This is a genomic window from Micromonospora sp. NBC_00858 (assembly GCF_045207365.1).
In the GTDB taxonomy this organism is placed as follows: Bacteria; Actinomycetota; Actinomycetes; order Mycobacteriales; family Micromonosporaceae; genus Micromonospora.
The window spans coordinates 5,641,624-5,662,251 of sequence record NZ_CP108828.1 but is presented as its reverse complement, the minus strand read 5'-3'; the positions used below and the strand labels follow the sequence as shown (position 1 = coordinate 5,662,251).

23 protein-coding genes and 1 tRNA gene are annotated in these 20,628 nt (G+C 69.9%); 14 read left to right on the top strand and 10 right to left on the bottom strand.

Annotation, left to right across the window (positions count from 1 at the left end):
- Positions 1–107: 107 nt before the first annotated feature.
- The gene (locus OG990_RS26400; protein WP_406077498.1) at positions 108–692 is read left to right on the top strand and encodes a TetR/AcrR family transcriptional regulator; all 585 of its coding nucleotides are present in this window, start codon (positions 108–110) and stop codon (positions 690–692) included.
- An 81-nt stretch (positions 693–773) separates the two neighbouring features.
- Here OG990_RS26400 and OG990_RS26395 read toward each other — a convergent pair whose 3' ends face one another.
- The 4 genes from OG990_RS26395 to OG990_RS26380 all read right to left on the bottom strand — a co-directional run bounded on the left by OG990_RS26395 (position 774) and on the right by OG990_RS26380 (position 5,312).
- The gene (locus tag OG990_RS26395) at positions 774–962 is read right to left on the bottom strand and encodes a hypothetical protein (protein ID WP_406077497.1); all 189 of its coding nucleotides are present in this window, start codon (positions 960–962) and stop codon (positions 774–776) included.
- 219 nt (positions 963–1,181) lie between these two features.
- Positions 1,182–1,358 (bottom strand): hypothetical protein, encoded by a 177-nt coding sequence (locus OG990_RS26390; RefSeq protein WP_406077496.1) that lies wholly within the window; start codon positions 1,356–1,358, stop codon positions 1,182–1,184.
- A 375-nt stretch (positions 1,359–1,733) separates the two neighbouring features.
- Positions 1,734–4,115, bottom strand: coding sequence for a phosphoketolase (locus tag OG990_RS26385; RefSeq protein ID WP_406077495.1), 2,382 nt, complete (start codon positions 4,113–4,115; stop codon positions 1,734–1,736).
- A gap of 186 nt (positions 4,116–4,301) precedes the next feature.
- A complete protein-coding gene (locus OG990_RS26380) occupies positions 4,302–5,312 on the bottom strand; it encodes a zinc-dependent alcohol dehydrogenase (RefSeq protein ID WP_406077493.1) in 1,011 nt (336 codons plus the stop codon).
- A 608-nt stretch (positions 5,313–5,920) separates the two neighbouring features.
- Between OG990_RS26380 and OG990_RS26375 the strand changes: the two genes are divergently transcribed.
- The 12 genes from OG990_RS26375 to OG990_RS26320 all read left to right on the top strand — a co-directional run bounded on the left by OG990_RS26375 (position 5,921) and on the right by OG990_RS26320 (position 14,795).
- Positions 5,921–6,550, top strand: a complete 630-nt coding sequence (locus OG990_RS26375; protein WP_406081886.1) for a DoxX family protein — start codon at positions 5,921–5,923, stop codon at positions 6,548–6,550.
- A gap of 124 nt (positions 6,551–6,674) precedes the next feature.
- Complete coding sequence (locus OG990_RS26370; protein WP_406077492.1) at positions 6,675–7,136, top strand: universal stress protein; 462 nt, start codon at positions 6,675–6,677, stop codon at positions 7,134–7,136.
- 107 nt (positions 7,137–7,243) lie between these two features.
- Positions 7,244–8,281, top strand: a complete 1,038-nt coding sequence (locus tag OG990_RS26365) for a zinc-dependent alcohol dehydrogenase family protein (protein WP_406077491.1) — start codon at positions 7,244–7,246, stop codon at positions 8,279–8,281.
- A 94-nt stretch (positions 8,282–8,375) separates the two neighbouring features.
- On the top strand, positions 8,376–8,891 hold the full coding sequence (locus OG990_RS26360; protein WP_406077490.1) for a flavodoxin domain-containing protein: 516 nt from the start codon (positions 8,376–8,378) through the stop codon (positions 8,889–8,891).
- Entirely contained in the window at positions 8,888–9,787 is a 900-nt protein-coding gene (locus OG990_RS26355; protein ID WP_406077488.1) for a hypothetical protein, read from the top strand. Before OG990_RS26360 ends, OG990_RS26355 begins: the two co-directional genes overlap by 4 nt.
- A gap of 41 nt (positions 9,788–9,828) precedes the next feature.
- The gene (locus tag OG990_RS26350; protein ID WP_406077487.1) at positions 9,829–9,981 is read left to right on the top strand and encodes a hypothetical protein; all 153 of its coding nucleotides are present in this window, start codon (positions 9,829–9,831) and stop codon (positions 9,979–9,981) included.
- The gene (locus tag OG990_RS26345; RefSeq protein ID WP_406077486.1) at positions 9,953–10,324 is read left to right on the top strand and encodes a winged helix-turn-helix domain-containing protein; all 372 of its coding nucleotides are present in this window, start codon (positions 9,953–9,955) and stop codon (positions 10,322–10,324) included. Before OG990_RS26350 ends, OG990_RS26345 begins: the two co-directional genes overlap by 29 nt.
- 989 nt (positions 10,325–11,313) lie before the next feature.
- Positions 11,314–11,389: transfer RNA gene (locus OG990_RS26340), tRNA-Arg, on the top strand.
- Positions 11,390–11,519: 130 nt separating this feature from the next.
- Entirely contained in the window at positions 11,520–11,993 is a 474-nt protein-coding gene (locus tag OG990_RS26335) for an HIT family protein (protein WP_406077485.1), read from the top strand.
- A gap of 155 nt (positions 11,994–12,148) precedes the next feature.
- Complete coding sequence (locus OG990_RS26330; RefSeq protein WP_328423137.1) at positions 12,149–12,985, top strand: type II CAAX endopeptidase family protein; 837 nt, start codon at positions 12,149–12,151, stop codon at positions 12,983–12,985.
- Positions 12,985–14,139: a sensor histidine kinase gene (locus OG990_RS26325; RefSeq protein ID WP_406077484.1), complete on the top strand. Its 1,155-nt coding sequence runs from the start codon at positions 12,985–12,987 to the stop codon at positions 14,137–14,139. Before OG990_RS26330 ends, OG990_RS26325 begins: the two co-directional genes overlap by 1 nt.
- Positions 14,136–14,795, top strand: coding sequence for a response regulator (locus OG990_RS26320; RefSeq protein WP_406077483.1), 660 nt, complete (start codon positions 14,136–14,138; stop codon positions 14,793–14,795). The genes OG990_RS26325 and OG990_RS26320 overlap by 4 nt, the downstream gene beginning before the upstream one ends.
- An 89-nt stretch (positions 14,796–14,884) precedes the next feature.
- Here the strand turns inward: OG990_RS26320 and OG990_RS26315 are convergent, their stop codons facing one another.
- The 5 genes from OG990_RS26315 to OG990_RS26295 all read right to left on the bottom strand — a co-directional run bounded on the left by OG990_RS26315 (position 14,885) and on the right by OG990_RS26295 (position 18,934).
- Positions 14,885–15,649: a hypothetical protein gene (locus tag OG990_RS26315; RefSeq protein WP_406077482.1), complete on the bottom strand. Its 765-nt coding sequence runs from the start codon at positions 15,647–15,649 to the stop codon at positions 14,885–14,887.
- Between the two features lie 293 nt (positions 15,650–15,942).
- Entirely contained in the window at positions 15,943–16,542 is a 600-nt protein-coding gene (locus tag OG990_RS26310; protein WP_328423145.1) for an ATP-dependent Clp protease proteolytic subunit, read from the bottom strand.
- A 135-nt stretch (positions 16,543–16,677) separates the two neighbouring features.
- A complete protein-coding gene (locus tag OG990_RS26305) occupies positions 16,678–17,175 on the bottom strand; it encodes a helix-turn-helix domain-containing protein (RefSeq protein ID WP_328423147.1) in 498 nt (165 codons plus the stop codon).
- Between the two features lie 114 nt (positions 17,176–17,289).
- A complete protein-coding gene (locus tag OG990_RS26300) occupies positions 17,290–18,408 on the bottom strand; it encodes a hypothetical protein (RefSeq protein WP_406077481.1) in 1,119 nt (372 codons plus the stop codon).
- Positions 18,409–18,421: 13 nt separating this feature from the next.
- Positions 18,422–18,934 carry a SigE family RNA polymerase sigma factor gene (locus OG990_RS26295; RefSeq protein WP_406077480.1) on the bottom strand — a complete coding sequence of 171 codons (513 nt, stop codon included), beginning with the start codon at positions 18,932–18,934 and terminating at the stop codon, positions 18,422–18,424.
- Between the two features lie 168 nt (positions 18,935–19,102).
- Here OG990_RS26295 and OG990_RS26290 point away from each other — a divergent pair, with 168 nt between their 5' ends.
- Positions 19,103–20,116, top strand: coding sequence for a potassium channel family protein (locus OG990_RS26290; protein ID WP_328423151.1), 1,014 nt, complete (start codon positions 19,103–19,105; stop codon positions 20,114–20,116).
- Between the two features lie 16 nt (positions 20,117–20,132).
- Here OG990_RS26290 and OG990_RS26285 read toward each other — a convergent pair whose 3' ends face one another.
- Complete coding sequence (locus OG990_RS26285) at positions 20,133–20,618, bottom strand: MarR family winged helix-turn-helix transcriptional regulator (protein ID WP_328423153.1); 486 nt, start codon at positions 20,616–20,618, stop codon at positions 20,133–20,135.
- Positions 20,619–20,628 lie beyond the last annotated feature (10 nt).

Below are 20,628 nucleotides of genomic sequence, written 5' to 3'. Positions count from 1 at the left end.
ACCACTATCAGGCTCGGGCGGTTATCTTCTACGCACATTGCCGCCGACGCGGCAGACAGACTTGTCTGTAGTATCGGCGACCGGCATCCACCCTGGAGGTGACACCGATGACCCAAGCAGGCACCGCGCAGCAGCCCGCCCGCGAACGCATCCTCGACGCCGCGTTTCGGTTGTTCTACGCCCACGGCCCGCGCGGCGTCGGCGTGGACACCGTCATCGCCGAGTCCGGCGTGGCCAAGGCGACCCTTTACAAGCACTTCCGGCGTAAAGACGACCTGGTTCTGGCATACCTAGACAAGGTTGATCAGGCATGGTTCGGCGGCCTGCGCGCCGCCGCCCGCGCCGCCGGCGATGACCCGCAGGCACGGCTGGTCGGCATGTTCGACGCGCTGAACTCCGCCTGCCGGCGTGAGGGCTACCACGGCTGCGCCTTCATCAACACCGCCGCGGAGAGCGAGACCGGCAGCGACGTGCACGCGCGCACCGTCGAACACAAACAGGTCGTACGCGCCTGGGTCACCGACCTGGCCCGCCGCGCCGGCGCCACCGACCCCGACCTGCTCGCCCGGCAGCTCACCCTCCTCCTCGACGGCGGCCTCGCCGCAGGGGTCCTCGACGCCGACCCCGCCACCCCACGGGCGGCCAAGGCCGCCGCGCGGATGCTGGTCGACGCTGCCTGTCCCGCCGCCTGACGCGTACCCCTCCGCCCGTGCACAACCGCACCCTGCTCGTCCCGGCACACGCCGCGGGCGCAGCGCCCGGACCTGTGAACCTCAGCCCTGCGGTGTGTCGACCCGGTAGGTCTCGACCTGCGGCGGACCGTCCAGCAGTACGCCGACGCGCCAGATAGGTCTGCATCTACTGATCCTCGTGCCGACCCGCAACTGGTCCCGGTCATGGACTGCCTGGTCGGCGTACTCGACGATCTCGACGAATCCGTCCTTGCCGGGCCAGTCCCACAACTCGCACCCGGATTCCGCCGCTCATTGAAGGATCGCCTCGCCCGGAACGTGACCAACCTTCCGGCCTGGTGCGTCGCTCAGGCGACCGCGGGGAGGGCGGCGTCGGGGTCATCGTGCGTTTCTCGGCCGGGTTGGTGGAGCGACACGGCGCCACGCGGCGCCACGACGACGATGAGCACCCAGTCCTTACGGCGCCGCCACGCCAGCCGGGTGGCGACCTCAACGCGACCGATTGCGGGCGCAGGCCGGCGGCGGTTTGCCGCCGAGCGCGACCAGGTCGGCGAAGCCGGCCGCGTAGCACAACGCGGTGACCGGGTCGGCGAATACGATCTTCCGGGCCTCCAAGGGCTGGTGAGCGAGTCCGGCGGCCGCGGCGGCGACGGCGTCACGCTGCATCTAATGCAGCCTCACCCGCCCGCCGACGAGTTCGCCGCTGTCCCGTGCGGGTATCCGCTCCACGTCCGGCCATGCGGTAACCACCAGTAGCGCGGCGTGGACGCGCATCGCCTCTCACGCCGCCACGCCAGCGCGTGCTGCGCGGACGCGGATCTGTCGAGCCCGACGGTCGTCGTCTGCCACCGCATCCTCCGTCATCTGCGCACTCAAGCCTTAATCCGCTGCGGCGCCGGCCTGGAGCCGGAGGTCCCGACCGGGGGCGGGCCGATCGGGACCTGTCTGGCTGGGCGGGTCAGGCGCAGCCTGCCACCGAGGTAGACGGGCGAGGATTCCGAGTGTGCTGCCCCGGACCCTCGCCCGACTTACCGCCGTCCGCTAGGGGTTCGGCCAGGTCCATTCGACGACGCGTGGGTCGTCCTCGCCGTGTTCGCGGGTGTAGTCGCGGCATTTCTGTCGGGCGTCGACCATCGCCTGGCGTAGGTGGGCGGCCTTCGCGCCGAGTCCGGGTACCCGGTCGATGACGTCGATGACGAGGTGGAAGCGGTCGAGGTCGTTGAGCATCACCATGTCGAAGGGTGTGGTGGTGGTGCCCTCTTCCTTGTACCCGCGTACGTGGAGGTTGTGGTGGTTGGTGCGTCGGTAGGTGAGGCGGTGGATCAGCCAGGGATAGCCGTGGTAGGCGAAGATGATCGGCTTGTCCTGGGTGAAGATGGTGTCGAATTCGGAGTCGGGCAGCCCGTGGAGGTGCTCGCTTTCCGGTTGCAGGCGCATCAGGTCGACGACGTTGACTACCCGGACCTTGAGCTGCGGCAGGTGCTGGCGCAGCAGGTCCGCCGCGGCCAGCGTCTCCATGGTCGGTACGTCGCCGGCGCAGCCGAGCACCACGTCCGGTTCGCTGTCGGTGTCGTTGCTGGCCCAGTCCCAGATTCCGACGCCGCGCCGGCAGTGCAGGACGGCCTGGTCCATGGTGAGCCAGCTCGGTCCCGGTTGCTTGCCGGCGATGACCACGTTGATGTAGTGGCGGCTGCGTAGGCAGTGGTCCATTGTCGAGAGCAGCGTGTTGGCGTCCGGCGGCAGGTACACCCGGACCACCTCGGCTTTTTTGTTGATGACGTGGTCGATGAAGCCGGGGTCCTGGTGGGAGAACCCGTTGTTGTCCTGCCGCCAGACGTGGCTGGACAGCAGGTAGTTCAGTGAGGCGACGGGCCGCCGCCAGGGGATGTGCCGGGTGACCTTCAGCCATTTGGCGTGTTGGTTGAGCATCGAGTCGATGATGTGGATGAACGCCTCGTAGCTGGTGAAGATGCCGTGCCGGCCGGTCAGCAGGTAGCCCTCGAGCCAGCCCTGGCAGAGGTGTTCGGAGAGGACCTCCATGACCCGTCCGTCCGGCGACAGGTGGTCGTCGCCGTCGCGGCGTTCGGCGGCGAATGCCCGGTCGGTGACCTCGAACGCGGCGCCGAGCCGGTTCGAGGCGACCTCGTCGGGTCCGAAGAGACGGAACCGGTCCGGGTTGGCGTGGATGACGTCGCGTACCCACTCGCCGAGGACGCGGGTCGCCTCGCGGACCGGTTCGCCGGGCTGCGGCACCGGTACGGCGTAGTCGCGGAAGTCTGGTAGCACCAGGTCGCGCAGTAGTTCGCCGCCGTTGGCGTGCGGGTTCGCGCTCATTCGCCGGGTCCCGCGCGGCGCCAGCCCAGTCAGCGACGCGACGGGTGCGCCGGTCGCGTCGAACAGTTCCTCCGGCCGGTAGCTGCGCAGCCACCGTTCCAGTTGGGCCAGGTGTTCCGGATTCTCCCGGGTGCCGGGCAGCGGCACCTGATGGGCGCGGAAGGTGCCCTCGACCAGTGTGCCGTCGACCTCGTGCGGACCAGTCCAGCCCTTTGGTGTGCGCAGGACGATCATCGGCCAGCGGGGGCGGTCACCGTTGCCGGTGGTACGGGCGTGGGCCTGGATCGCCTGGATGGTGTCGAGCGCGGTGTCCATCGTCGCCGCGAGTTGCTGGTGCACCTGTGTCGGATCGTCGCCTGCCACGATGTGGGGCTCGTAGCCGAAGCCGCGCATCATCGACACGAGATCCGTCTCGGGGATCCGGTCGAGGACGGTCGGGTTGGCGATCTTCCAGCCGTTGAGGTGGAGGATGGGTAGCACCGCCCCGTCCCGGGCTGGGTTGAGGAAGACGTTCGACAGCCAGCTCGCGGCGAGCGGGCCGGTCTCGGCCTCGCCGTCGCCGACGACGCAGAAGACCACCAGGTCGGGGTTGTCGAAGGCGGCGCCGTAGGCGTGCATGAGGGCGTACCCCAACTCGCCGCCCTCGTGGATCGAGCCGGGCACCTCCGGGGCGACGTGGCTCGGGATGCCTCCAGGGAAGGAGAACTGCCGGAACAGCCGGGCCATGCCGTCCTCGTCGCGACTGACCGACGGGTACAGCTCGCTGTAGGTGCCCTCCAGCCAGGTGTTGGCGACCAGCGCCGGTCCGCCGTGGCCGGGGCCGGTGACGTAGATGGCGTTCAGGTCCCGGTTGACGATCTGCCGGTTGGCGTGCGCGTAGAGCAGGCTCAGTCCTGGGCTGGTGCCCCAGTGCCCGAGTAGCCGCGGCTTGATGTGCTCGGCGCGCAGGGGCTCACGTAGCAGCGGGTTTCCCATCAGGTAGATCTGTCCTACCGTCAGGCAGTTCGCCGCGCGCCAGTACGCGTCCAGCCGGCGCAGTTCGTCATCCGTCAGCGGGCCCTGCAGGGCCGGTGTGGTCGAGGTACTCATGGCTGGTAGGCGTTCCGTCACATGCTGCCTCGTGCAGCGGAGACGACCACAATTCCTCGGCCGCGCAAGCAATGCTGCCGCCGATGAGCGGGGCCAGACAGGGCCGTAGGTCTCGAGGGCCGGGCCGTCGGGACCTACGTTGGTCGGGTACGACGACCAGCGGTCGTGCCCGGGCGTCGCCACCCGTTACGGGCGTAGTACCACGCGGGCGGGCACCCTGCTGGCCAGCACGTCCTCGATCGATTCGTTGATCTCGTCGAGTTCGCGGGTGTCGTACAGCACGGTGGTCCGGCCGGCGGCGTGCAGCCGGAAGACCTCGGCCAGGTCGGCACGGGTGCCGACGATGGACCCGATGACCGTGATGCCCTTCAGCACCGTCTGGAAGATCGGCAGCGACATGGCGTCGTCCTTCGGCAGCGACACGAGGACCAGCCTTCCGCCGGGGCGCAGGCAGGCGTGCGCCTGCTCGATCACCCGGGGGTCAGCGGCCAGCACCACGGCCACGTCCGCACCGCCCAGCGCCTCGATCGCGGCCACCGGGTCGGTGCTGGCGGCGTTGACGAGATGGTCGGCGCCGAGCCGCTTGGCGAGGTCGAGTTTCTCCGCGGTGACGTCGATCGCGATCGTCTCGCCGCCGAAGATCTGCGCGTACTGCTGGGCGAGGTGGCCGAGTCCGCCGATGCCGAAGATGGCCACCCGGTCGCCCGGCGTCACCCCGCCGACCTTCACCGCCTTGTAGGTGGTGACCCCGGCGCAGGTCAGCGGCGCGGCCTCGGCCGGGTTGATCCCCTCGGGGACGTGCACTACGTATCGGGCGTCGGCTACCACGAACTCGGCGTGTCCGCCGTTGATGGCGTTTCCGGTGTTTCGTTGCGCCTGGCAGAGGGTTTCCCAGCCGCTGACGCAGTAGTCGCAGGTGCCGCAGGCGTAGCCGAGCCACGGGATGGCGACCCGTTCGCCGACCGTCCGTTCGTCGACGCCGGTACCGAGGCGTACGACGATACCGACGCCCTCGTGGCCGGGGATGAACGGTGGAGTCGGCTTGACCGGACAGTCGCCACGGGCGGCGTGGATGTCGGTGTGGCACAGCCCGCTGGCCTCGATCCGGACCAGCACCTCGCCGTCCGCCGGCTCCGGAACCGGAACTTCTCTGATTTCCAATGGACTGTCGAATCGGGTGACAACCGCCGCGCGCATGGCTTCCTCCTTCGGTCGTGCTTCCGTTCCCAGCGTCGTCGCATCGCGGGCCCGCGGGCAGGGGCGTTGGGCCGTTGCGGCCAGGACCTGTGGCGCCGCGGGTGCGTCGAGGAGTCGTGGTGGCGCTCCCCGCGCCGCACCTCTCCGGTGGGCTCACGCCGTATGTGCAGTATCTCCCAGGGCCACGATGATCCGTGCCGTCCCGATCCGGTGCCCGGGTCGCGTTCGGCCCGCTGGGGGGCCGTGGCCGGGTTGCCTGTCCACCGCCCGCGCGGCTGTCCGCCGAAGGGCAGCAGAGGCCAGCCCTGCAGCACTGCCGCGCGCCGAGGGCGAAACGGGCGTAGGGTCAGGTTGTCGCCCCGGTCCCCGGGTGGCTGCCAGCCACGCCGCCGTCTTCGCCAGGCCCACGAGCCGAGGCCAGCAACGCCGCATCGATCTCGATCAGCATCCGATCAGCCATGATCATCGGCGATCGGTGCCATCCAGGCTCTCTTCTCGGACCGGCCTGACCCGAGGCGCCGCCTAGCGCTCTTCGCGGATCTACTTCCACCTGCCGGCGTTCGCGCTGCGGGAACCTGATCAATGAAAACCTGAAGGACGTGAGTGCGATGGTCGACATCGCCAAACAGCACGACTCCGCCGTCACCGCCACCGACAACCCCCGCACCGGTGCACTGCGAACCACCGCTGATCCGGCACGGATCAGCGACCACGGCCCGGCGCCGCTGGACGCGCTCGCCACCAGCCCGCGTGCCGCCAACACGGCCCGATACCTGCTGGCGGGCATCCGCATCGCGCTGGGGTTCATCTTCATGTGGGCGTTCCTGGACAAGGTCTTCGGCTTGGGCTTCGCCACAGCCTCGGCGAAGTCCTGGCTCAACGGCGGCAACCCGACCCAAGGCTTCCTCGGGTCGGCCAAAGGCCCGTTCAGTGGCTTCTTCCACGCCATCGCCGGCACCGGAGCCGCGAACGTCCTGTTCATGGGTGGCCTGCTGGCCATCGGCACCGCACTGATCCTCGGCATCGGGATGCGACTGGCCGCCGCCGGCGGCGCGCTGCTGACCGTGATGATGTGGGCCGCGGTCCTCCCGCCGACCACCAACCCGTTCATGGACGACCACCTCATCTACGCGGCCATCCTGATCGTCCTGGCCCTGCTGGGCGCCGGCAACACCCTCGGCCTCGGCCGGGCCTGGGCCGCCATCCCACTGGTGCAGCGCACCGGCTGGCTCAAATAGCCACGCCCACCGGCGCAACACCAACGGTGTCAAGCACGCCCATGGGACACCGCGCATCGTCAGGCCTACGCCGCCTCGGCGGCCTGGCGAGGCGCGGCCCACACGCAGACTCCAGGAGACCGACATGCAAGATCAAGATAATGATCAGAGTACGCCGCGGATCGTCGTGGGTGTGGACAGCTCGGAATGCTCCAAAACAGCCCTGCGCTGGGCCATCGGCCAGGCACAGCTGACCGGCGCGACGGTCGAGGCCGTCGCCGCATGGCAGGACCCTCCGGCGATGTACGGCTACTCCTACGGATGGGCGCCGCCGGTGGTCGAAGGCGACGGCATCCAGGCCCTCACCGAGAAGACCCTCGCCGACACCGTCGCCGGCGTCGCCGGACCCGACAGCCCGCCTGGACAGGTCACCACCAGCGTGGTCCAGGGCCATCCGGCCCAGGTCCTGATGAACGCCGCCGCCGGGGCGCAGATGCTGGTCGTGGGCAGCCGCGGGCACGGCACCTTCGCCGGGATAGTGCTCGGTTCGGTCAGCCAGCACTGCGTGCAGCACGCCCCGTGCCCGGTGACCGTCATTCCGCAGTAGCAGACCCCTTCCGCATGCCGGCGCCAGGGCTGGGCCGTCACCACACGGCCCCGCCCGGCGCCGGCGAGCCGTACCCGGCTCCGGCGGACCTATTCGAGGAGTACACGATGAAAGCCCTGGTCTACCAAGGAGAAAACACCAAGGAATGGGCGGAGGTTCCCGACCCGGTGATCCGCGACAACGGCGACGCGATCATCCAGATCGATGCTGTCACTATCTGCGGCTCCGATCTGCACATCCTCAAAGGCGATGTGCCCGCCGTGACCCCCGGCCGGATCTTGGGCCACGAAGCTGTCGGCACCGTCACCGCGGTCGGCGCCGCGGTCAGCACCCTGCGCCCCGGTGACCGGGTGGTCGCCTCATGCATCTCCGGCTGTGGCCGCTGCTCATACTGCCGGCATGGCCGCTACGGGCAATGCCGCGACGGCGGAGGCTGGATCCTCGGGCACCTCATCGACGGCGTCCAAGCCCAGTACGCCCGGATCCCGTTCGCCGACATGTCCACCTACCCGATCCCCGCCGGAATTAGTGACGAACAAGCCCTGTTGGTATCCGACATCCTGCCCACCGCCTACGAGGTCGGCGTCCGCAACGGACACGTCCAGCCCGGCGACACCGTCGTCATCGTCGGAGCTGGGCCGGTCGGCCTGGCCGCAGTCCTCACCGCCCGCCTCTACTCCCCATCCACCATCATCGTCATCGACAAAGCCGCCACCCGGCTGCAGGCAGCCAAGGACCTCGGCGCGCACATCGTCGCCGCCCCCGACAGCAACATTCTCGAACTGGTCCAGGCGGCCACCGGCGGGCTCGGCGCCGACGTGGTGATCGAAGCCGTCGGCATACCGGCGACATTCGAACTGTGCACCACCCTCGTGCGGCCCGGCGGGCGGATCGCCAACATCGGCGTCCACGGCAAACCCGTCACCCTGCACCTGGAGGACCTGTGGATCCGCGACATCACCATCACCACCGGACTCGTCGACACCCACACCACCCCGGACCTGCTGCGCATGCTCGGCCACGGGCAACTCGACATCGAGGCGCTCATCACCCACCGGATGCCGCTGGGCGACATCGTCGATGCATACGACGTGTTCTCCCGCGCCGCCACCACGGGCGCGCTGAAAGTCGTCCTGAGCCGATAACCCCGCATCACGTGAGCTGACCAGACGCAGCACCACCACTGCTCAGCTCACAGGGCCAGGTCACCAACGACGTCAAGAGGAAAGGGAGACGACCGTGAGGATTCTTGTCAGCACCGCCAGCAAACACGGGTCCACCACGCAGATCGGCGCACGTATCGCCGAGACTCTCCGCGCGGGCCTGCCCGGCGGCACCGTCGTCGACGTGGGTCCCGCCGCCGAGGTCGACGACGTGACCGCTTACGACGCGGTGGTGCTGGGCAGCGCCGTCTACATGGGCCGGTGGCTGCCCGACGCCCGCCAGGCCGCTGCCCGGATCGTGCCCTATCCGCCGCGGCCGGTGTGGCTGTTTTCCAGCGGCCCGATCGGCGACCCGCCCAAACCCGACGAGGAACCGGCCGACGTCAGCGACCTCATCACGATCACCCACGCCCGCGGACACTGTGTCTTCGCTGGGTGTCTCGACCGGCACCAGCTCGGCTTCGCCGAGAAAGCGATGGTCATGGCGCTGCGGGTTGCCGACGGTGATTTCCGTGACTGGGATGCGATCGCCGCCTGGGCCGGGCAGATCGCCGACGAACTGAACCTGCCCAGCCCGGCAGACCGACCGTGACCAGACCTTCGGTCGCCGTCCGCGCGCCGGACACCTCGCTCATACCCGCGCCGTACGCTGGGCCCGGCAGAGTGTGGCAGTGGATGTCGATCGCCGCCGCGTTGATCGCCGCCGCCGGCAATATCGTCGGCCTCACCGGGCTCGGCGATGTGTACGGCCGGGAAACCGACGCATTCGTCAACCAGGCCCTCGCCCAGGACATCATCAGCCTCGCGGTCGTCTCCCCGGCGATCATCGTGCTGGCGCTGCTGGCCAGCCGCGGCTCGATGGCCGCCTACCTTGCGTGGCTGGGCACGATGGCGTTCACCGTCTACAACTACGTCATCTACACCCTGTCGTTGCACGCCGGAGCGCTGTTCCTGCCATGGATAGCAGTGCTGGGCCTGTCCCTGTTCGCGGTGATCGGCGGACTGGCTGCCCTCGACCGGCACGCCGTCCAAGCCGACTTCGTTCGGGCTCCCCGGCGCACGGCCGGATGGTTCCTCATCATCGTCGCCGTCGCGTTCGCCGGACTGTGGCTGACCGACATCATCCCGGCGCTGCTAGCCGGGCAGGTGCCTTCCGGGGCGCTGGAACTGGGCCTGCCGTCCAACCCGGTGCACGTCCTGGACCTGGCGTTCTACCTGCCCGCGACGTGCGCCGCCGGGATCGGGTTGCTGCGCCACCAGGCGTACGGGTATGCGACCGCACCCGGGCTGCTCATCTTCCTCACCCTCACCGGCCTGCCGATCATGCTCACCCCGCTCATCGCCAGCGCCCGCGGCGGTACCCCAGCCTGGGCGGTTCTCCCGCCAGTGGCTGCCGTCACCATCGCCAGCCTCGCCCTCGCCGTACGCCTGCTGTCGTCGATGGTGCCCACGCCAGATCCCGTCCCGACGAACGCGACGTCACCATGATGCGGGCCCCAACGGCACGGGCGGCCGCTGATCCTTCCACGGTGTCCCAGCCTCGTCCGGCGCCGGCGTGGGTCACCTTCGGGCTGCTCGTGTTCCTCAGCCTCAGTGCGATGTTCGGGGGCATCGGGCTGATCTTCGGGATCTGGGGCATGCAACTGATTCCCCGTGCACCGCTCGACCGTATCCCGGTATAGACACCTGGCTTCTTCCGGGGCTGGTGCTGGGAATCGGTTTCGGGTTGGACTCGCTGACCGCCGCTTACGGCGTCCTGCGCAAGCCGCGCTGGCCGTGGCTGGACTTCACCAGGCGGACCGGCATGCACTGGTCCTGGATGGCGACCATCCTGCTGGGACTCGGCCAGGTGACGGGGATTGTCGTCGAGTGGGCCTATGTCGGCATGTCACCGCTGCTGGTCATCTACGGCGCCGTCGGCATGGCACTCACCTGCGCTCGTGGCGGCTGTCGCCACAGAAGCCGATCCGCGAGGCCTACGAGCAGAATTCCGAGGCGGTCGCCCGTTGGCTGGAGGTCGACTAACCTCCTGTCCTCGTCCTGCCCCACACCCAGTGTCGCCTCGACCTCGCCCCACGCCAGCGAAAGGACGTTGACCAGCAGGAACGCTGAGCTGTTGACGGTGGGCCAACGCCAGGCAGCGGCGACTGAAGCACACCTCGGACGCCTGCGGACGTGCCTCAAGGGGTTAAAACTCAAGGTTCAGCCCGCGGTGGCCGAAGATGTACCGCCAACCTCCGGTGAGGTCCGCGGACCAGCGACGGTTGGAGGTACGGACAGGTGGCGATGCTTCCGGGGTGCGGAGGTTGCGGATCCCCAAGGCCGAGGCGAGGAAGCTGACCGCGTCGATGGCCACGGTGATGGTCGGGCCAAGCCAGGAGATGAGCAGGCCCCCGGCCGGTGGCCCGATACTGGTGGTGGTCCAGAACGTTGTCTCGAACCGGCTGTTCGCCTCTGGTGCGCGAATGTGGTGCGGGCGATGGCTACCGGACGCGAGCTTGGTCTGGTGGCGTGGGGCATGACCGGGCCAGCGCCGAACGACCTGTCGCAGTTGTGCGACGAGCCCAACGTTGGCCCGGCACCGGCGCCGCCCGTGGCGACCTCGCCTCCGGGCGGGCCAAGCTATACGAGGCTTGCCGTAACCGACGAGCATGACGATCTCGCCGGCACCCTCACCGCTAGGCGAAGTCCGCGACGTTCCGGTCGTAACCGCCGGCCGCGGAGCTGACCACGCTGCTGAGGAGCCGATCCAGCCCTGGTCCGTGCTGCAAAATGTGGCGAGTAGTTGATCTTGCGTGGGAGCGGCGTGGGGTCCGTTGCGATTACCGTCGTTCATCGAGGATTGACGACAACTACCGCCGCTCGGCGACGCGACCCTACGCCAAGATCATCGGCCGGCTCGTGGGGTCCGCGTGGGGTCCCTGGTCGGGGCTGCGACGCCTACCGACGACTAACGACGCCTACCGCTCCCTGTCGACGGCTACCGACCGCAGGCAGGTACCCTGATGACTCGCGCCCTCGTAGCTCAGGGGATAGAGCATCGGTTTCCTAAACCGTGTGTCGCAGGTTCGAATCCTGCCGGGGGCACCAGGTCACACCCTTGAGCGTGCCTCCGGCGGGGATCTCCGGCCCCGGGGATGGCAGGCAAGCGGCGGCTGGCTGCATCATCGTCGCTCGGGAATCCGGTTGCGATATAGATCCTGATGACTACGTTTAGTGCATGAACTTGCCTGGCAACGAGCTCGCCCAGCCAGAGGGCTGCCTCTTCTGCGCCATCGTGCGAGGTGAATTGGAAGCAAGCCTTGTCCATCAGGATGACGAGATCATCGCATTCATGGACTTGCACCCCGTGACCCCGGGGCATCTGCTCGTCGTGCCACGCCTGCACGCCGTCGGCTTGGAAGACCTGCCCGAGGATGCTGGTGGACGGATGTGGACGCAGGCGCATCGGCTCGCCAGAGCGCTTCGCCGTTCCACGCTGCGGTGCGAGGGGGTAAACATGTTCCTCGCCGACGGAAAAGCTGCATTCCAGGAGATCTTCCATGTGCACCTGCACGTGTTCCCGCGCTTCGCCGGTGACACATTCCGTATCGACGCGGACTGGCGGCGCAGGGAGCGCGTCGAGCTGGACACGGCAGCAGCTGCCGTTCGCGAGGGGATGACCGCCGCTCAGGTGGCGGCTCGGCCATCTTGAGCAAGACCCGCCCGACGGCCTCGTGCGCAGGTGCTTGTCCCCCGTGCGAGCTACCCGCAAGTGTCCACCGCACGGTGACGATTCCTGACCGGCGACTCCATAGCGTTTGACGTGGCCGCTGCGCTCCAGTCGCGGACCTCGTTGAAGGAGTCGTCATGCGTTTGTTGAAGCAGCTTGTGGCCGTTGTGGCGGTCACCTTCATCGGCAGCCAGGCCATCGCCGCGGTGGAGGGGAACGCCTGGCTCACCCTGGCCCTGGGTGTGTTGACGGCGGTGGCCGCGATCCTCGTCTACGCGTGGGTGGTACGGCGTACCGAACGTCGCGCGGTCACGGAGGTTGCTCGGGCCGGAGCCGGCGCTCGGATCACCCGAGGGGTGCTGATCGGGTTCGGGATGTTCGCGGCAGTGATCGTCAACATTGCCTTCGTCGGCGACTACCACGTCAACGGCCTGGGCTCGGTGACAGGCGCGGTGGCGCTGTTCGGGTTCATGGCCGCCGCCGCCACGACCGAGGAACTGATCTTCCGCGGCGTCCTGTTCCGAGTCGTCGAGGAACGCATGGGCACCTGGATCGCGCTGTTGCTGACCGGCGTGGTGTTCGGCCTGATGCACCTGCTCAACCCGGACGCCAGCCTGTGGGGCGCGATCGCCATCGCAGTCGAGGCCGGTTTCATGCTCGCCGCCTGCTACGCCGCCACCCGCAACCTGTGGGTGCCGATCGGCCTGCACTTCGGCTGGAACTTCGCCGCCGGCGGCATCTTCAGCGTCGTGGTCTCCGGCAACGGCCAGTCCGAGGGCCTGCTGGACACCACGATGTCGGGCCCGACCCTGCTCACCGGCGGCGACTTCGGGCCGGAGGGAAGCCTCTACACGGTGGCGGCGGGTGTGGCGCTGACCCTGGTGTTCATGTGGCTGGCCCACCGCCGCGGTCACCTCGTCCCGCGTCACCGTCGCGCGGTCGGCGTCCAGCCGGCGACCGCTACGGTCTCCTGATGGTCGGCCTTCGGATGGTCCCGGACTCGTGGCGGCGGTGGGACGTCACGGTCCGGGATCTCCCGTTGGCGCTGCTGCTCGCCCTCGCGTCGGTGGTGCCGGCGCTACACAACCACGGTACGCAGCTCGGCGACCTGCCGGGGCGTCCCTTCGACGCGCTGACCGTCGTGGTGCTCGCCCTGGAGTGCCTCCCGCTCGCCGTCCGCCGGCGCTGGCCGGCCCTCTGCCTCGCCCTGGTGTCGGTCGGCTTCGCGATCGACCAGCTCCGCGGCTATCACACGGTCGCGGGCTCCGCGCTGGCCATCGCGCTGCTGAGCGCGGGGGCCCACCTGGAATGTCGTCGGCGCACCACCATGGTCCTGGCCTCCGCCGCGTACGTGGCGCTGGCCGTCGCTCTCGACCGGCACGGGTCGACCGAAGGCGTGACCGGGTTCGTCACGTTCTACCTGGCGGCGGCCCTGGCGTGGGGCATCGGAGCCTGGCTGCGGCAGTCCCGGGCCGTCGAGGCCGAACGCCGCCGCGACGTCGCCCTGACCGCCCGCGCCGCCGAACGCACCCGGATCGCCAGCGAACTCCACGACATCGTGACCCACCACGTGACGGCGATGGTCGTGCAGGCCGAGGCTGCGCGCTACCTGACCGCCGCCCCCGAACGCCTCGACACGGCCCTGACCGCCATCACCGACACCGGCCGGCGGGCCATCACCGACCTGCGCCATCTGCTCGACCTGCTCAACCCCGACCACAGCATCGATCCGCGTACGCCGTCCGTCGGCGAGCTCCACGCCCTCGTGGAGCAGACCCGGCAGGCCGGGCAGCCGGTGGAGTTCACCGAGGAGGGCAGCCCGGCGGGCACGACCGGCGGTGCCGAGGTAGCGGCCTACCGAGTCGTGCAGGAGGCGCTGACGAACGCCCTCAAGTACGCCCACGGCAGCCGCACCACTGTTCACGTGCACCATGGCGAGAGAGAGACCACTGTGGAGGTCAGCACCGAAGGCTCGGGCTCGTACGCCGGGGCCCCCGGCGGGAGCGGACGCGGCCTCGCGGGGCTCAGCGAGCGGGTCGGCGTGCTCGCTGGCGAGTTCAGCGCAGGACGGCGGGCGGACGGCGGCTTCGTCGTGCAGGCCCGGATTCCTACCGGGAGCCCGTCATGACGGCGCCGATCCGGGTGCTGGTCTGCGACGACCAGGCGCTGATCCGTACCGGCTTCGCGACCATCATCGACGCTCAGCCCGACCTCGAGGTGGTGGGCGAGTGCGGGGACGGGCGCGCCGCGGTCGACCTCGCCGGCCGGCTGCATCCGGACGTGGTCGTGATGGACGTACGGATGCCGGTACTCGACGGCATCAAGGCAACCCGCCTGCTGGCCGGTGCCGGAGTCGCTCAACCCGTCAAGGTGCTCGTGGTGACGACGTTCAACCTCGATGAGTACGTGTACGAGGCGCTGCGCGCGGGAGCAAGCGGGTTCCTGCTCAAGGACGCCCCTCCGGCCCAGTTGCTGCACGGTATCCGCACCGTCGCGACCGGTGCCGCGCTGCTGGCGCCCGAGGTGACCCGGCAACTCGTGGGCAGGTACGCGGCGCGGATCCGTCCCGCCGAGGGCACGCCGGACGACGTTGGGCTGACCCCGCGCGAACTGGAGGTGTCGCGTCTCATCGCCAACGGCCTGTCCAACGGCGAGATCGCCGCGACCCTGGTGATCAGCCAGGAGACCGTCAAGACGTACGTGTCACGCATCCTCACCAAGCTCGACCTGCGCGACCGCGTGCAGGCGGTGGTCTACGCCTACCGTGCTGGCCTGGTGACCTGAGGGAGCGCCGTCGGTGAGATCCGACGACGCTCCCTTTCGCTACCACAATCAGGCCTGTTGAGCGCGGTGAGCCAGACGTGCCGGCCCGGTCAGAGGAACTTGTACATCTCCTCGGACGCTTCCTCGACCTCGCCGGCGGGCGGCGCCGACACCGAGACAGACTTGCCGAAGTCGCTCATCTTCATGTCGGTGACGAGATCACCCAGGGTCTTCGTGGCGACGGTGTAGGACAGTGCGGTGAGCCGGCCCTCGCCGTCGACGGTCGCTTCGAACGGGATCGCCTTGGGGTCCTTCGCCAGTTTGGCGGACGACTCGATGCCCTCGCGCATTCCGCCATCCGAGCTGGCGGCGGCGGCCGCCTTCTCCAGGTCAGCGGTGCCCTTGTAGGTGCCAGCGCCAGTCGACTCGGCGGTTACGATGCCGCCGATGATGCCGGTCTGCGACTTGAGGTCGAAGGACTGGCGCAGCGCGCTGGTGGGCCGGAGCTTGGTGAGGTCGACCTTCATCCACGGCTTCTTGCCTTCGCCCGACTCGGACTTGATGTAGGCGGTGTCGCCGATCAGCCGGGCCTCGATCGGCTCCGGGGCGTTACCGGTGACCTGGATCGTCTTGGTGGCAGGGTCCATCTTTCCGCTGAGAGTGATGGACTGGCCGCCGGCCTTCACAGCGGCGTCCATGGTGACCGGGCCGGAGAGACTGCGGTCCATCGCCTGCTGGATGGCTGCGACCGGGTCGGCCGCGGACGTTGCGGGGGCGGGTGAGGTGTTCTGCGCGGTGTCGCCGGAGTCGGTGCCGCAGCCAGCCATGAGGGCGGCGGCGAGGGCGATCGAAATGGCAGGGATCAGTCGACGCATAGAGGTGACCCTAACGGGCGACCGCTACCCCATTTCCGCGAGCATGGCACCTGCGTGACGCTGTAACGAGAATCCATGGAAATGCGCTGCGACTCGCGGGCCGCCCGTATTCCCACCGCTGGGAATAGGCTCCGACGTATCGATGGCCAGCACCACAGGCCCGTGCCTGGTCGGACGCGGATCGAGGGGGCCGCGTCCGGCGTCGGCACGGGTCACCGCTGGACTCGTCGGAGGACGTCGTGCGCCGTGCCGCGGTGGCGGCCGGCGGGACCATCGCCGGCCGCCACCGCGGGTCAGACCGCCGGTAGCTGCTCGGCTCGGGTGAGCACCTGGTCGATCAGGCCGTACTCGCGGGCCTGCTCGGCGGTGAACCAGCGGTCCCGGTCCCAGTCCCGCTGGATCTCGTCCAGGGTCCGTCCACTGTGCTGGGCGATCAGCTCCTGCATGGTCCGCTTCACGTGCAGCATGTTCTCGGCCTGGATGGTGATGTCCGAGGCGGTGCCGCCCATTCCGCCGGACGGCTGGTGCATCATGATCCGCGAGTGTGGCAGCGCGTACCGCTTGCCGGCCGTGCCGGCGCAGAGCAGGAACTGCCCCATCGAGCCGGCGAACCCCAGCGCCAGCGTGGCCACGTCGTTGCGGACGTAGCGCATCGTGTCGTAGACCGCCATCCCCGCGCTCACCGAGCCGCCCGGCGAGTTGATGTAGAGGTAGATGTCCCGATCGGCGTCCTCGGCGGCGAGCAGCAGGATCTGCGCACAGATCTGGTTGGCCGATTCCTCGGTCACCTCGGTGCCGAGGAAGACGATCCGCTCGCGCAGCAGCCGCTCGAAGACCTGGTCACCGAAGGACGGCTGCCCGCCGTCCAGCATTCGCACGCCGTACCCGATCATTCGCCGCCGCCTTCCGCCGTGCCGGCGGGCGGCGGACCGCCCGGTGGACCGGCTCCTCCAGCGTGCGTGCGGCGGCGGTGGCGGGACCAGGGATTCTGCCAGTGGCAGATCCGCCGATGGCAGAACCGGCGCGACCTACGCGGCGGTCAGCCGCCGCGCGCCCGCCCTGGCCCGCGCGCAGCCCAGCAGGGCGGCGGTACGCGGACCGGGGCGCGAGCCACCGGCGGAGGCCATCGGGCGGACGCACAGTGTCGGCCCGGCCGCCCCCGGTGCCCGGTGCAGAATCGGCCCGGCGGTGCGTGGGCCCACCCGCAGGGTGTGGTTGCCGGCGTCGCGTCGGGCCACCTCGACCCGCTCCAGCCGGGTCAACACGGCCCGTGGCGCGGTCGGGATGCGCGGCTCGACCTGGCGCAGGTCGTCGCGGGCCTCCTCGAGCAGGTCGGAGAGGCGGATGCCGAGCGCCCGGCAGATCGCGGCAAGCACCTCCGACGAGGCTTCCTTGCGGCCCCGCTCGACCTCGGAGAGGTAGGGCACGGAGACCCCGGCCGCTGCGGCCACCTCGCGGAGCGTGCGGCCCTGGCGCTGGCGGAGCCGGCGCAGCACCCCGCCGATCACTCGTCGCAGCAATGACATGCGGGCCTCGCTTTCGCGGTCGTCGTGCGGGGAACACCCCCATCATGCCCGTTCCCGGCCTTCCGGGCCGACCCGCGCGGGCCCGCGCCGCCACTTTGGCGCGGGCCCGGGGCCTCATCGGCGCAGGTGGGTGTGCCAGTCCGCCGGCTCCGGCACCAGCGTGACCGCGCGGAACAGAGCCCGGGTGCCGCCGCTGGGCAGCAGCGCGCGGTCGTCGATCGTCACGGTCGCCCCGTTCACGTCGTAGACCGTCAGTGACTCGTCGCCGTCCTGCCCGCCGAACCGCGCCGGATGCCCGTCGAACGTGGTGTTCGGGTTTACGAACGCCTTGTCAGCGGGATCGGTGACGTGGCGGTATCGGGAGGCGCTCACAGTCAACGTGCGAGCCCGCTGCCAGCTGGGCTCGGCGGTGGCCGGCTCCGGCGACCAGGTGGTCGACGCGTACCAGGACGCAGGTTCTTCCAGCGACTCGAACACCTCGACAGTGATCACCCGCAGGTTGGCCGGTACGCCCGCCACCGTCGCCGGCATCGGGACTGGGTCGTTGCCGAACCGCAGCGACTCAGCCACCCGCGCCGCGGCGCCCCGCGCGTCCGGTCCGGCCCCGACCACCCGGGCCTGTGCCCAGCCGTCCGGGGCGTACCGCCAGCGCAGGATTGCCTCCGGCCGCTCCGCGCCGCTGTACGCGACGAAGCTGCTGGCCGCGCCGTTCAACTCGGGTCCGTCGCTGGTGCCGATCGCGGTGGCCGGCTCCCCGCTGTCCCGCTGCGGGGCAGGCGGCTCCACCCCCGCCGGGTAGAGCGTGACGGAGACGCCCTGCCACGGATCGCCGTTTTGGCTGCTGGTCGCGCCGAGGTACACGCCGGGGCCGGCGAGCAGCAGCCCGGCCTGGTACTGGAGGTCGCGGATCCCGTCCGGCAGCCAGCCGAACCGCACGTACACCCGCCCGGGGTCGACCGTGGTCAACGCGGCCGGCAGGCCGCTCGCTGTCTCCTTCCCCGCGTCGCCGGGCGACATCGTGGCCGGCGAACGGTCCGGGGTCAGCATGTTGGGCACGGTCAGCGCGCCCACGGTCAGCGCCGCCGCGAGCAGCACCGCGCCGGTGCCGCGGGCGACGCGACGCTGACGGCGCGCGGTGCTCATCGCCCCTTCCACGTCGAGCACCCGGGAGGGTGTTTCCGCCGATTCGACCTCGGCGAGCATCAGGTCGGCCATCTGGCGTTCGTCCAGCATCTCGTCGCTCCTCTCAGTTTCCGGTGAGGCTGGGGGTGAGCAGGGCACGCAGGGTGGCCAGACCCTTGGCGGCCTGGCTCTTCACGGTGCCGGCCGAACAGCCCAGGGCCTGCGCTGTCTCCTCGACGCTGAGGTCCTGGAAGTACCGCAGCACCAGCACGGCGCGCTGCCGGGGCGGGACCCGGCGCAGCGCCCCGACAAGGGTGATCCGGTCCGTGGGATCGGCGGCGGCGGTCGGCCGTTCGGGCAACGCGGCCCCGAGCCGTACCCGGGACCAGCGCAGGCGTCGCTCGTCGATCAGCCGCCGTAGCAGCATGGTGCGCACCAGAGCGTCCAGGTGGTCGGCGCGGCGGGCTCGCGCCCAGGTGCGATACAGGTCGGTGAGGACCCGTTGCAGGATGTCGCCGCCCCGGTCCCAGTCCCCGCTCATCAGGTACGCGGTCCGTCGCCACTGGACCATCCGGGCCTGGACGTACTCGGTGTACTCGTCGTCGGCCCCGCCGCCGCGTTCGCCGCTTCTCGTCACGAGGGTCGTGCCCCCTCCGTCTGCCGGCCTCGACCGGTTCGTCGCTGTCGGCTGGTAGTCGGGTCCGGCGCCGTGATCGGTTGCCCGGTCGGCGACCCGGGGGTGCGGACCGCGCCGTAACCGCTATGTTGTGGGCGTGCAGGCGACGGTGGTGGAGCAGGTTCGACGGTGATCCATTTTCCCGCGCAGCGCCGGGGCCCGCTGAGTGCGCTGAGCCTCCGACTGGCCGCCGCCCTGGGTCTGGTCTTCTCAGTGGTCGCCGCGGTCTACCTGGACCGGGACGGCTACCGCGACGTCAACGAGGATGGCCTCACCCTGCTCGACTGCTTCTATTACGCGGTCGTCTCGCTCTCCACCACGGGCTACGGTGACATCACTCCTGCCGCGCCGTCGGCCCGGCTGGTCAACGTCCTCTTCGTCACCCCGGCCCGGGTGCTTTTCCTGATCATCCTGGTCGGCACCACCCTGGAAGTCCTGACCGAGCAGTACCGGACCGGCCGTCGCCTGTCGCGGTGGAGGAGAACCGTGAAGGACCACGTCATCATCTGCGGCTACGGCACCAAGGGCCGCAGCGCGGTCTCCGCCCTGGTGGAGAACGGTCTGGACCGGTCGAGGATCGTGGTGGTGGAGCGCAGCGGCCCCGCCCTGCGGCAGGCCACCTCCGCCGGGCTGGTCGCCATCGAGGGCTCGGCGACCCGGTCGTCCGTGCTGGAGGAGGCGCACGTCCGGACGGCGAAGGCCGTGATCATCGCGACCGACAGTGACGATGCCTCGGTGTTGGTGGCACTGACCGTCCGCCAGGTCACCGCCGGGCAGGTACGGATCATCGCGGCGGCCCGGGAGGCGGAGAACGCCCCGCTGCTCAAGCAGAGCGGCGCGCACCACGTGATCGTTTCCTCGGCCACCGCCGGTCGGCTGCTCGGCCTGTCCACCTCGGCGCCGCCGCTGATCGACGTGGTGGAGGACCTGCTCACCCCGGGTCAGGGAATGGCGCTGGCGATGCGCTCGGCGGAGCGGGACGAGGTGGGTCGCTCACCGCGCGAGCTGGAGTCGTTGGTGATCGCCCTGGTCCGCCGGGGCAAGGTGGTCACCCTGGCCGACCGGGCAGGCGCCGTGATCGAGACCGGCGACATGCTGGTGCACGTCCGCGACGACCGCCCTCAGTCCGCCTCGACGGTCTGAGCCGCCCCCGGCGGGGTCAGCAGTTGTCGGCGGCCGACTCGTCCGGGTAGATCGCTGCGCAGGTGATCGCCGTCCCGCTGGTCGCCTGCCGGAGTAGCAGGTAGAGCCTCTCCCGATCGGCGGGCTCCAGCGCCCCCAACACCTCGTCCTCGGCGCCCACGAGGGCACATTCGGCCTGGTTGAGGCGTTTCGCCCCGTCGTCCGTGAGCTCGACGACGTGCCGGCGACGGTCCTCGGGTGAGCGGCGACGCTCGATCAGCTGCATCGCCTCCAGATCGTTCAGCAGCCCGACGATGTTGGTGCTGTCCATCTCCAGGGTGCTGGCGAGCGCCTGTTGGCTGATTCCGCCGCCGTCCCGCAGCACGGTGAGCGCGACCAGATGCCGCGGCCGTAGACCCAGCGGCGCCAGCACCGACTCGGACCGCAGCCGCATACGCCGGGCCAGGTGGTCCAGCAGCGCGCCCGAGCGGTGCTCCGGGGGGTCGAGCTGCATGGCGGACATGTGACCCAGT